The organism is Pseudomonas alloputida, assembly GCF_021283545.2.
In the GTDB taxonomy this organism is placed as follows: domain Bacteria; phylum Pseudomonadota; class Gammaproteobacteria; order Pseudomonadales; family Pseudomonadaceae; genus Aquipseudomonas; species Aquipseudomonas alloputida.
The window spans coordinates 230,395-242,099 of record NZ_CP128540.1; the positions used below are offsets into that span (position 1 = coordinate 230,395).

Below are 11,705 nucleotides of genomic sequence, written 5' to 3' on the forward strand. Positions count from 1 at the left end.
TGTTACAGAGGTGCCGGGCTCTTCGCGGGTAAACCCGCTCCTACACACATGCCTCAAGATCTGTGCACTGTAGGAGATCACCCAGCCCTTCCGGGCTGCGCTGTCGCGCAGCAAACATGAGGTGTACGGCTTCAGTTCCGCAGCGACGCTGACATTTTGAAAAAGAAAAGGCGGTTGGCCCGGTAGGGCCAGCCGCCTTTTGCTTTGTTAGGGTTCGTGTGCGCGGGACAGAGATCGTAGCCAGCACTGGTGTGTGTCTGCACACCCGCGTAGGAGAGTGATCCGCACGGTATCGGCGTGAAGTCCCTGTAGGCATCAGCTGATTCAGCTGTGACCACGTATGAGAGAGTGAACCCTTTCGCCACCGTGTGCCCCGCGCGCCCTTTATCCTGCGAGGATTCATCATGGCGCGCAAGCCTTCCAAGCAACGCTTTACCGTCGTCCATCCCGATTGCGCGGCGATCGATGTCGGTGGTCGAGAGCATTTCGTGGCGGTCGATCCCCGGCACGAAAATCCCGTCCAGTCGTTCACGTCCTTTACTGACGACCTGCTCAAGATGGCTAACTGGCTTGAAAGCCTGGGGATCAAGGTCGTTGCCATGGAATCCACGGGGGTTTATTGGATTCCAATTTACGAGATTCTCAGCGAGCGCGGTTTTGACGTTTATCTCGTCAATGCCAGAGCAACTCGGCAAATCACGGGCCGTAAATCAGATGTGCTGGATTGCCAGTGGATCTGGCAGCTGATGACTCATGGACTGCTCAGAGGCGCATTCCGCCCCGATGATCTGACCTGCTGCGTCCGGTCATTGGTCAGGCAGCGTGCTTCCAAAGTGAAAGACCAGGCGCAGACGCTGAACCGGATGCAAAAGGCCATGAGCCAAATGAACATCCAGCTGGCCAATGTCATCAGTGATATTTCCGGTGTAACTGGCATGAAGATTTTGCGGGCCATCTGCGCAGGTGAACGGGACCCAGTGCAACTGGCTGAACTAACCGACCGCCGCATCAAGGCAGGCAAGGAGGCTGTCGCTCGGAGTCTTCATGGCAATTGGCGGCGCGAGCATTTGCATGCGCTAACTCAGGAATTGGCTGCCTATGACTTCCTGGAGCAGCAAATTGCAGATTGTGACGACGCCATAAAAGCCGCGTTAGAGCAGTTGCCGGTGCTGCAAAACAAGCCAGAGCCATCCAAGAAGCCTTTACGGAGCCCACACCGAAACGGCGCCCAACAGACTGTATTGCATCAGACTTTGTGGAAAGTTCTTGGCGTGGACCTAACCGCAATTCCAACCATTGGGGTGGACACTGCATTAGTGCTGGCAGGGGAGATCGGTACAGATCTATCACGCTTCCCGTCCTCACAGCACTTCTGCTCTTGGTTGGGACTGGCTCCCCCTACCCGAATTTCCGGCGGTCATCGACTGGCAGGTGGTGGGCCCAAAATAGTCAATCGAGCAGCGCAAGCACTCAAGCAGGCTGCATCCAATGCCCGTAACGACAAGGGTTTCATTGGCGCATCGCACCGAGCCAGACTGACTCGAATGGATACCAGCTGCGCCATCAAGGCCACTGCGCATCAGTTGGCACGTCTGGTGTACAACCTGTTAACCAAGAAGCAGGCTTATGTTGAACAAGGTCTTGAGGAGTTCGAAACCAGAAGCCAAGACCGGCAGGTCCGGGCTTTGCTTCGCAAAGCCCGGAAACTGGGGTATCAACTGGTGGCCGCTTGAGTGCTTAGAAAACAATGGGTTGCATTTTGTTTGATGAGAGATCACCCAGCCCTTCCGGGCTGCGCTGTCGCACAGCAAACAGGATGCGCATGACGTCAGATCTGCACTGACATCGAGATCTAGAAAAGCATTCGCCGACTGATCCGGGTAGGTCAGCCGCCGAATACTTTGCTATGGTTCCCAATGCGCGGGAAAGAGGCCGTAGACCGCACTGGTGTGCTGCTTTGCTCCCGAATGAGAGAGTGGCCCAAATGGCATCGGCGTTAATCCCTGTCGGCACAGCTTGCTGTGACCACGTATAGAAGAGTGAACACTTCGCCGCCATTGACCCCGCGCGCCTGTTTTTTTCGCTAGAAAGAACAGTGGGTTATCTTTTGTTTGATAGAAGCGGGTTTACCCGCGAAAGGGCCGGAACAGGTTTACTCGGAGGCCGCAGTCCCGAGGAACTTGCGCAAGAACTGCCGCGTACGCTCTTCCTTCGGCGCTGCAAACAGGGCCTTGGCCTCGCCTTGCTCCACGATCACGCCTTTGTCGAAGAAAATCACCCGGTTCGCCACGTCCCGGGCAAAGCTCATCTCGTGGGTGACGATGATCATGGTGCGCTTTTCCTCGGCCAGGCCGCGGATGGTCGCCAATACTTCACCGACCAGCTCCGGGTCCAGCGCCGAGGTCGGTTCGTCGAACAGGATTACCTCTGGTTCCATGGCCAGGGCACGGGCGATGGCCACGCGTTGCTGCTGGCCGCCGGACAGGCGCCGTGGGTAGGCGTCTTCCTTGCCCGCCAGGCCGACTTTGGCCAGCAGGCGCCGGCCAAGCTCGATGGCCTGCTCGCGAGGCGTTTTCTTGACGATCACCGGCCCCTCGATCACGTTCTCCAGGGCGGTGCGATGGGGGAACAGGTTGAAGTTCTGGAACACGAACCCGGCCTGCTGGCGCAGACGGCGAATCGCACTCTGCTGCCCGCCCAAAGGGCGGTTGGCATCGATACTGATGGCGCCTATCTGGATCTGCCCGGCATCGGGGGTTTCCAGCAGGTTGAGGCAGCGCAGGAAGGTGGTTTTGCCCGAGCCACTAGGGCCGATGATGGCCACCACTTCACCGGGCTGCACGGTCAGGTCGATACCGTTGAGCACGGTCTGGCCCTTGAACCGCTTGGTCAGGCCTTTGACTTCAATCATGCTCAATGCTCCTGGTCATGCTGGTTGACCCGCGCTTCCATGCGGTTCTGGAAGTGCGCAAGGATGCTGCACAGCACCCAGTAGATGACCGCGACCGCCACGTACATGGTGAACACTTCGAACGTGCGCGCGGTAATCAGCTGGGCTTGGCGGAACAGCTCGGGCACCTGGATGGTCGCCGCCAGGGCGGTGTCCTTTACCAGCGAGATGAAGCTGTTGCCCAGCGGTGGCAACGCGGTGCGCAAGGCCTGTGGCAGGATCGCCCGGCGCATGGCTTGCACGCGGGTCATGCCGATGCTGGCGGCTGCTTCCCACTGGCCCCGGTCGATCGAGGAAATGGCTGCGCGCAGGATCTCGCAGATATAGGCCGCCATGTTCAGCGACAGGCCGATCAGCGAAGCGGGGATCGGGTCCAGCTCGATGCCGATTTGCGGCATGCCGAAATAGATGACGAACAGCTGCACCAGCAGCGGCGTGCCGCGGAAGAACGACACGTAGACCCGCGCCAGCCAGTTCAGCGGCAGAATCTTCGACAGCCGCATCAGCGCCAGGGCAAAGCCCAGCACCAGACCGAAGAACATGCCGCCGACACTGAGCAGCACCGTATAACCCGCGCCCTTCAGCAGGAAGGGCGCGGAGTCGACAACGAGTTGCAGGCTTTCAGCGATCATTTGGTGACATCGGCACCGAAGTACTTCTCGGACAGCTTGGCCAGCGTGCCATCAGCTTTGAGCTTGTCGATGGCCTTGTTGATGGCTGCCAACAGTTCCGGCTCACCTTTGCGCAGGGCCACGCCGCTTTCCAGGCGCGAGAACGCATCACCGGCAAGCTCGGTGTCCTTGGCTTTTTGCGCGTATTCCAGCGCGGCCAGGCGGTCGATCAGGATGGCGTCGATACGGCCGTTGCGCAGGTCAGCGAACTTGCTTGGGTCATCTTCATAGGTGCGCACATCGGCTTGCGGCACGTCCTTTTTCACCCACTGCTCGTAGTTGGTGCCAAGGCCTACGCCGACCTTTTTGCCGGCCAGGTCCTGTGCGCCCTTGATGTTCAGCTGCTCGGCTTTCTTCTTCAGGATCAGTGCCTGGATGCCGGAGACAGTGTAGGGCTCGGAGAAGTCGTACTTTTTCTTGCGCTCTTCGGAAATGGTCACCTGATTGACCACTACATCCAGGCGTTTGGATTCCAGCGCGGCGAGGATGCCGTCCCACTTGGTCGGCTGGATCTTGGCCTTGACCCCCAGCTCCTTGGCCAGCAGCTCGGACAGCTCCACTTCGAAGCCGGTCAGTTTGCCGTTTTCGTCCTGGAAGCTGAATGGCGGGTAGGTGCCCTCGAGGCCGACGTTGATGACGCCTTTTTCCTGGATGGTCTTCAATTGCTCGCCGGCGAAAGCCTGGCTGAGCAGGCCGGCACCCAGCAGGAGGGCCAGGCTGGCGTTGAGTAGCGGTTTGGCGAATTTCGACATGGCAGAGCCCCGCGCTTGTTGTCTAGGTAGTGAGGTGGCGACTATAGGGTTGGCTGATTAGGCCGGGAAATACTAAAAAATCACTTTAATATTCCTTTTTTGATTTTTGCCAGGTGCCGGCTGCTTTGAGGGTAGGCGACGATACCCACTCCGTCATCGCGGCTTATGCCTGACTTAGCGCAGGATGGAATAAAGCGTTGTTTTTTCCAAGCCTCGGATTTGCCGTAAAGTGGATTGCATGCATGCAGGTTCGGCCCTTTCGCGGGCCTGGCAACACAATCAGATGGCCTATACGGCAGGAGAAAACCGTGAGCGAACAACCTTCATCCGCGCATTGGCAGTTGCAGAGCATTGTCACTGGCCTGCGCGGGGCCCGTGAGCAATGGCGCACCCGCAACGGCCGCAGTATTGGCGAGCAGGGCGGGCGCGAGCTGCCGTCGCGCGAAGCGATGCGACAGATTCTGGAGCAACTGTGCGGGGCGCTGTTCCCCATGCGCCTGGGGCCAGTCGACCTGCGCGAAGAAAGTGAAGACTTCTACGTCGGCCATACCCTGGATGCCGCGCTGACCGCCTTGCTGGCCCAGGCTCGTCTTGAACTTCGCTACGCAGCACGGCAAAGCAAGGCTGAGCTGGCGGGCGTCGACGCCCGTGCGCTGAGCCTGATCCAGGGCTTTGCAGCTGCGCTGCCGGAACTGCGCGTTCTGCTCGACACCGATGTGCTGGCCGCCTACCACGGCGACCCGGCGGCACGCAGCGTCGACGAAGTGCTGCTGTGCTATCCGGGCATCCTGGCGATTATCCACCACCGGCTGGCTCACCACCTGTACAAGGCCGGGCTGCCGCTGCTGGCGCGGATCAGTTCGGAGCTGGCGCATTCGGCCACCGGTATCGACATTCACCCCGGGGCGCAGATCGGCCCGAGCTTCTTCATCGATCATGGTACGGGTGTGGTGATTGGTGAAACCGCGATCATCGGCGAGCGCGTGCGCATCTACCAGGCGGTGACCCTGGGCGCCAAGCGTTTCCCCAGCGATGAGTCGGGTACGCTGCATAAAGGCCTGCCACGGCACCCGATCGTCGAGGACGATGTGGTGATCTATGCCGGGGCCACGGTGCTGGGGCGTATTACCATCGGCAAGGGTTCGACCATTGGCGGTAATGTGTGGCTGACTCGCAGTGTGCCGGCTGAAAGCAACATTACTCAGGCCAACCTGCAGCTGGACTGCCAGGACAAGAACTGATCCCGCAGTGCAATTGCCTGTGCTGGCCTCTTCGCGGGCAAGCCCGCTCCTACAAAGAACATACCAATGTAGGGGAGGGCTAACCCGCGAAAAGGCCGGAGCAGGACGACACCAATCAGCGCCCCAATTCGCATTGAAATCCGATCCATGTTTAACTTGAACGCTTGTTCAATGAAAAACGCTGGTCCGCTGCCGGTGTTCAACAGGAGGATTCCTTTGCTGAACCCGTTCATTCCGAACCTCACGTCATTCGACGAGGTGCACGCCCTATGAGTGCACCGAACCCTTCCCTTGCCAATGGCAAGATCCGCATGAACCCCCCGGTGTTCTACTTTGCGGCGAGTTTCATCCTCATCTTTGGCCTGGTAGTCATCTCCAACCCGCAAGCCGCAGGTGACTGGTTGCTGGCAGCGCAGAACTGGGCGGCCAACACGGTCGGCTGGTACTACATGCTGGCGATGACGCTGTACCTGGTCTTCGTGGTGGTCACCGCCTTGTCTGGCTACGGCAAGATCAAACTCGGTGCCGACCACGACGAACCCGAGTTCAGCTACCTGTCGTGGGCCGGCATGCTGTTCGCCGCCGGCATCAGCATCACGTTGTTCTTCTTCTGTGTCTCCGAACCGCTGACCCACATGCTGCAACCGCCGCAAGGCGAAGCCGGCACGGTCGAGGCCGGGCGCCAGGCGATGCAGATTCTGTTCCTGCACTGGGGCCTGCATGGCTGGGGAGTGTTCGCCTTCGTCGGCATGGCATTGGCCTATTTTGCCTACCGGCACAACCTACCGCTGGCCCTGCGTTCGGCGCTGTACCCGCTGATTGGCAAGCGCATCAACGGCCCGATCGGCTATGCGGTGGATGGCTTCGGCATCATCGCCACGGTGTTCGGCCTGGGCGCCGACATGGGCTTTGGGGTGCTGCATCTGAACGCCGGTCTGGACTACCTGTTCGGTATCAGCCACAGCCAGTGGGTGCAGGTGATCCTCATCACCCTGATGATGGGCGCGGCTGTGGCCGTAGCCGTGGCCGGGGTGGAGAAGGGGGTGCGGGTGATGAGCGACATCAACCTGTTCCTGGCCTGTGCGCTGCTGCTGTTCGTGCTGTTCGCCGGGCCTACCCAGCACCTGTTCAACACGCTGATCCAGAACCTGGGCGACTACCTGGGTGCGTTGCCGCGCAAGAGCTTCGACGTGTATGCCTATGGTGAAAACCGTGGCTGGCTGGGCGGCTGGACCGTGTTCTACTGGGCCTGGTGGATTGCCTGGGCGCCGTTCGTGGGCCTGTTCATCGCCCGCATCTCCCGTGGCCGTACCATCCGCGAGTTCGTCTTTGGCGTGCTGCTGATTCCGCTGGGCTTCACCCTGGCGTGGATGTCGATCTTCGGCAACAGCGCCCTGGACCAGGTGATAAATCACGGCATGACCGCACTGGGTCAGTCGGCGTTGGACAACCCATCGATGAGCCTGTACCTGCTGCTGGAAACCTACCCCTGGAGCAAGGCAGTGATCGCCACCACGGTGTTCATCAGCTTCGTGTTCTTCGTCACCTCGGCCGACTCGGGCACCGTGGTGCTGTCGACCTTGTCGGCCAAGGGTGGTGACGCTGATGAAGATGGGCCGAACTGGCTGCGTATCTTTTGGGGGGCGATGACTGCACTGATCACCAGTGCGCTGTTGTTCGCTGGCAGCATCGATTCGCTGAAGTCGGCAGTGGTGCTGACGTCGCTGCCGTTCTCGCTCATTCTGCTGTGCATGATGTGGGGGCTGCACAAGGCGTTCTACCTGGAGTCGCAGCGGCAGATCGCGCAGATGCACTCGCTGGCCCCGTTCGCCCAGTCACGTCGTGGTCGTGGCGGCTGGCGCCAGCGCCTGAGCCAGGCAGTGCACTTCCCGTCGCGTGATGAGGTGTACCGCTTCATGGATGATGTGGTGCGCCCGGCGATTGCCGATGTGCGTGAAGTGTTCGAGCAGAAAGGCCTGGTACTGATTACCCAGGACGACCCTAGCCATGACAACGTCAGCCTGAAGATCGGCCATGGCGAGGAACAGCCGTTCATTTACCAGGTGCAGATGCGTGGCTATTTCACACCATCGTTCGCCTTGGGGGGGCTGGGTACGCAGGAGTTGAAGAACCGCCGCTATTACCGGGCGGAGGTGCACCTGAGCGAAGGCAGCCAGAACTATGACCTGGTGGGCTACAGCAAGGAGCAGATCATCAACGACATCCTCGACCAGTACGAGCGGCACATGCAGTACCTGCACCTGGTCCGCTGACCAAGCTCTCCTGTCCTGGCCTCTTCGCGGGCTTGCCCGCGAAGAGGCCAGACAGGCAACCGCTAGAAAGGTGCATCCCCAAGGATGGTCGCCCGGTGCATCACCCGCCGGTTCGGTCGGTAATCATCCACCGCAAAATGCTGGGTCACGCGGTTGTCCCAGAACGCCACGTCATTCTCCTGCCAACGCCAGCGAATGCTGAACTCCGGTCGCGTCGCATGGGCGAACAGCAGCCTCAGCAGCGCATCGCTTTCCAGTTCGCTCAGTTCATTGATGCGTGTAGTGAATCCTTCATTGACGAACAACGCCTTGCGCCCGCTCACCGGATGCGTGCGCACCACCGGGTGCGACAGCGGCGGGTTGTTGCGCCGGGTAGCCTCCCAGCGCGCCAGGTCTTGCGGCGTGGTGCCAAAGCGCTCCAGCGGGAACGACTTGGTGAAGTCGTGGGTAGCGGTCAGCCCGTCCAGCATTTCACGCAGCGGCGCCGACAAGGCCTCGAAGGCCGCAATGCCGCTGGCCCAAAGGGTATCGCCACCGTAAGCAGGCAATTGCTTGGCGCTGAGTACCGCGCCCAGTGCCGGGGTCGGCAAAAAGGTCACGTCGGTGTGCCACACGGCGTTGTCGCGCACATCGGTAACCGCCGTGTCGAGCACAAGCACCTGTGGGGTGTCTGGCACGTTGGGGTAAATCGGGTGGATGTGCAGGTCGCCGAAGCGTGCGGCAAAGCGCGCCTGCTGTTCCGGGTTGATCGGCTGGTCGCGGAGGAACAGCACCTGGTGCTGGAGCAGTGCCTGTTCGATGGCATCGCGCTCTTCTGCGCTGATATCGCGGCTGATGTCCACGCCGCTGATCTGGGCGCCGAGTGCTGGGCTTAGGGGAGTGATGGTCAGGCTCATGTCGGTCTCTTCAATCGGGCGCCAGTGTGCTGGCGTGGACAATGGAGTTCAGTGAATCTGCCCATGCCAGGGCACCAGCTTGCGTTGCAGGGCACGCAGGCTCATTTCCAGAGCGAAGGCGATCAGGGCGATCAGCAGGATGCCCAGCACCACCACGTCGGTGACCAGAAACTGCGCCGCCGACTGCACCATGAAGCCCAGGCCGCTGGTGGCGGCGATCAGTTCGGCGGCCACCAGGGTCGACCAGCCGACCCCCAGGCCAATGCGGATGCCGGTAAGGATGTCAGGCAAAGCACTGGGCAAAATGACGTGGCGGATCAGTTGGGCCTTGGTTGCACCCAGCGACTGCGCCGCCCGCAGCTTGGCCGGGTCTACCGTGCGCACACCGGTGGCTGTGGCAATGGCGATGGGGGCGAAGATTGCCAGGTAGATCAGCAGCACTTTCGACAGCTCGCCGATACCGCACCAGATGACGATCAGTGGCAGGTAGGCCAGCGGCGGGATGGGCCGGTAGAACTCGATCAGCGGGTCGAGAATGCCGCGGGCCACGCGGTTGTAGCCGATGGCGATGCCGACTGGTATTGCGGTCAGGGTCGCAGCCACCAGCGCCAGGCCGATGCGGCCCAGGCTTGCGCTCAGGTGCTGCCACAGGCTGGCATCCATGTAGCCTTGGGTCAGCAATGTCCATGCCTTGGCCAGGATGTCGCCGGGCGAGGGCAGGAACAGGGGCTCTACCCAGCCGGCGGCCGTCACCAGCCACCAGACCATTAGCAGGCTGGCCAGGGTCAGGGTGCTGATCCAGCGGGTGGACAGCGGGCGGCGTAGCGTGGCGGCTGGCCGGATTTGGGTGTTGTGTTTGCCGGCGACCGGCAGGTCCAGGCTGCTCATGCGCGCTCCTGCAGGCTTTGGCGTTGGGAAAACACCCGCGCCAGCACATGCTCGCGGGTTTCGATGAAGGCTGGATCGGACTTGATGGCCCGGGCCGATTCGCCAGCGGCATAGCGCTGGCCGAAGTTCAGCTGCAGGCGTTCCACTACGCGTCCCGGGTTGGGCGCCAGCAGTACCAGTTCGCTGGCGAGGAACACCGCTTCTTCGATGTCGTGGGTAATCAGGAACACCGGCTTGGCGGTGCGTTGCCAGACTTGCAATAGCAGCTCTTGCATTTGCTCACGGGTAAAGGCATCGAGGGCACCGAACGGTTCATCCATCAGCAGTACCCGAGGGTCAGCCGCCAGCGCCCGGGCAAGGCCCACCCGCTGCTTCTGGCCACCGGACAATTGCCAGATGCGCCGTTCGCCGAAGCCATCGAGGTCGACCAGGGTGAGCATTTCGCGGGCCTTGGCCTCACGCTGGGCGCGGGGCACGCCGGCCAGTTCGAGGCCGAAGGCGACATTGCCCAGCACGTTCTGCCATGGCAGCAGGGCATCGTCCTGGAACACCACGCCGCGTTCTGCACCGGGGCCCTGCACCGGCACACCATCGAGGGTGATGTGACCGCCACTGGGGGCGACGAAGCCGGCGATGAGGTTGAGCAGTGAGGTCTTGCCGCTGCCGGAAGGCCCCAGGGCCACCAGCAGTTGGCGTGGTCCCAGGCTCAGGTTGATATCGGCCAGCACCGGGGTGCTGGCGCCTGGGTACTGTGCGCTGATGCGCTCCAGCTCGAGCAAGGCCATGACGGGCTCCGGATCAGTTTGGAAGGAACTTGGCGCTGACGTACGGCGAGTAGTCCGGCAGCACTGCTTCGACTTTGCCTTGCTGCTTGAGGAAGTTGGCGGTGTCCGTCAGCGCCTGGGTGGTCGGCGCGCCCAGGGCGTTGGCCTGGTCAGCGGCCAGCGGGTAGACGTTGCCCTCCAGCAGCACCGGGATGTCGCTGGCCTTGGCACCGGACAGCTTCACCAGCTTGTCTACGTTGCCCTTGTCGGCCAGCCAGGCTTTCGGGTCCTTGCGGTAGTCGGCGTAGGCATCGAGGGTGACTTTGGCAAAGGCCTTGACCACATCGGGGTGTTTCTCGGCGAAGTCCTTGCGCACGATCCAGGCATCGAAGGTAGGCGCGCCTTTCTGGGCCAGTTCGCCGGAGGTGATCAGGACCTTGCCGTTTTCCTTGGCCACGCCCAGGGCCGGGTCCCACACGTAGGTCGCATCGATGTCGCCGCGCTTCCAGGCGGCAATGATGGCCGGCGGCGCCAGGTTGAGAATCTGTACCTTGGAAGGGTCGATATTCCAGCTTTTCAGTGCGGCAAGCAGGCTGTAATGCCCGGTGGACACGAACGGGACGGCGACCTTCTTGCCGATCAGGTCTTGCGGCGACTTGATGCTGTCACGGGCCACCAACGCTTCACCCGCGCCAATCTGGGTGGCGATGAGGAAGGTTTCAACCGGCAGCTTGCGGGTGGCGGCAGCGGCCAGCGGGCTGGAGCCCAAGTAGCCGATCTGCACGTCGCCGCTGGCCACGGCAGTGATCACGTCTGCGCCGTTATCAAATTTGCGCCAGTCGATGCTGGCCTTGCTGGCTTTTTCGTAGTCGCCATCGACCTGCGCCACTTTGGCCGGGTCGACAGTGGTCTGGTAGGCCACTGTCAGGTCGGCTGCCTGGGCCAACCAGCTGGTGCTGGCGAGGGTCAGGGCGGCGAACAGGCGCAGCGGAGCGTGCGGGATCATGGTTGAACCTCTCGTCAGGCAAGTCGTGTTGGATAACGAGAAGGCTAAATGATCTAAGAAAATTAAAATAAATAACTTTTTTGCATTAGCTTAGGGGCCAAACGCTTTAAAGCCATGACCCGTGACGAAGCCAGAGGTGCTTGCAAGACCCTATAGAACGATTTGGCATTAGGTTATGAGCAAACGTTTGCAAATAACCAAAAGGTATTAAAATCTTCTCTGCTACAACGGATGGCAGTAAAGGTTTCTAATATATTCCTTAAA

The 11,705-nt window shown here is 60.9% G+C and carries 10 protein-coding genes; 3 read left to right on the forward strand and 7 right to left on the reverse strand.

What is annotated here, in order from left to right; all coding sequences use genetic code 11:
• Positions 1-404: 404 nt before the first annotated feature.
• On the forward strand, positions 405-1,733 hold the full coding sequence (locus LU682_RS00975; protein ID WP_010952293.1) for an IS110-like element ISPpu9 family transposase: 1,329 nt from the start codon (positions 405-407) through the stop codon (positions 1,731-1,733).
• A gap of 419 nt (positions 1,734-2,152) precedes the next feature.
• Here the strand turns inward: LU682_RS00975 and tcyN are convergent, their stop codons facing one another.
• Genes tcyN through tcyJ form a run of 3 tightly spaced genes read right to left on the reverse strand, consistent with a single transcriptional unit; the run spans position 2,153 to position 4,373 of the window.
• On the reverse strand, positions 2,153-2,911 hold the full coding sequence (tcyN, locus tag LU682_RS00980) for an L-cystine ABC transporter ATP-binding protein TcyN (protein WP_010951607.1): 759 nt from the start codon (positions 2,909-2,911) through the stop codon (positions 2,153-2,155).
• 2 nt (positions 2,912-2,913) lie between these two features.
• A complete protein-coding gene (gene tcyL, locus LU682_RS00985; protein ID WP_003255849.1) occupies positions 2,914-3,582 on the reverse strand; it encodes a cystine ABC transporter permease in 669 nt (222 codons plus the stop codon).
• Complete coding sequence (gene tcyJ / locus LU682_RS00990) at positions 3,579-4,373, reverse strand: cystine ABC transporter substrate-binding protein (protein WP_010951608.1); 795 nt, start codon at positions 4,371-4,373, stop codon at positions 3,579-3,581. The genes tcyL and tcyJ overlap by 4 nt, the downstream gene beginning before the upstream one ends.
• 308 nt (positions 4,374-4,681) lie before the next feature.
• Between tcyJ and epsC the strand changes: the two genes are divergently transcribed.
• Both epsC and betT read left to right on the forward strand, forming a co-directional pair.
• Positions 4,682-5,614, forward strand: coding sequence for a serine O-acetyltransferase EpsC (epsC, locus tag LU682_RS00995; RefSeq protein ID WP_003255846.1), 933 nt, complete (start codon positions 4,682-4,684; stop codon positions 5,612-5,614).
• Between the two features lie 311 nt (positions 5,615-5,925).
• Positions 5,926-7,887, forward strand: a complete 1,962-nt coding sequence (gene betT, locus LU682_RS01000; RefSeq protein ID WP_010951610.1) for a choline transporter BetT — start codon at positions 5,926-5,928, stop codon at positions 7,885-7,887.
• 62 nt (positions 7,888-7,949) lie between these two features.
• Here betT and tauD read toward each other — a convergent pair whose 3' ends face one another.
• Genes tauD through tauA form a run of 4 tightly spaced genes read right to left on the reverse strand, consistent with a single transcriptional unit; the run spans position 7,950 to position 11,441 of the window.
• Positions 7,950-8,783 carry a taurine dioxygenase gene (gene tauD / locus LU682_RS01005; protein ID WP_010951611.1) on the reverse strand — a complete coding sequence of 278 codons (834 nt, stop codon included), beginning with the start codon at positions 8,781-8,783 and terminating at the stop codon, positions 7,950-7,952.
• A 48-nt stretch (positions 8,784-8,831) separates the two neighbouring features.
• Positions 8,832-9,671: a taurine ABC transporter permease TauC gene (gene tauC, locus LU682_RS01010; protein WP_010951612.1), complete on the reverse strand. Its 840-nt coding sequence runs from the start codon at positions 9,669-9,671 to the stop codon at positions 8,832-8,834.
• Positions 9,668-10,456: a taurine ABC transporter ATP-binding subunit gene (gene tauB, locus LU682_RS01015; protein WP_010951613.1), complete on the reverse strand. Its 789-nt coding sequence runs from the start codon at positions 10,454-10,456 to the stop codon at positions 9,668-9,670. The genes tauC and tauB overlap by 4 nt, the downstream gene beginning before the upstream one ends.
• Before the next feature lie 13 nt (positions 10,457-10,469).
• Positions 10,470-11,441, reverse strand: a complete 972-nt coding sequence (gene tauA, locus LU682_RS01020; protein WP_003255840.1) for a taurine ABC transporter substrate-binding protein — start codon at positions 11,439-11,441, stop codon at positions 10,470-10,472.
• Positions 11,442-11,705 lie beyond the last annotated feature (264 nt).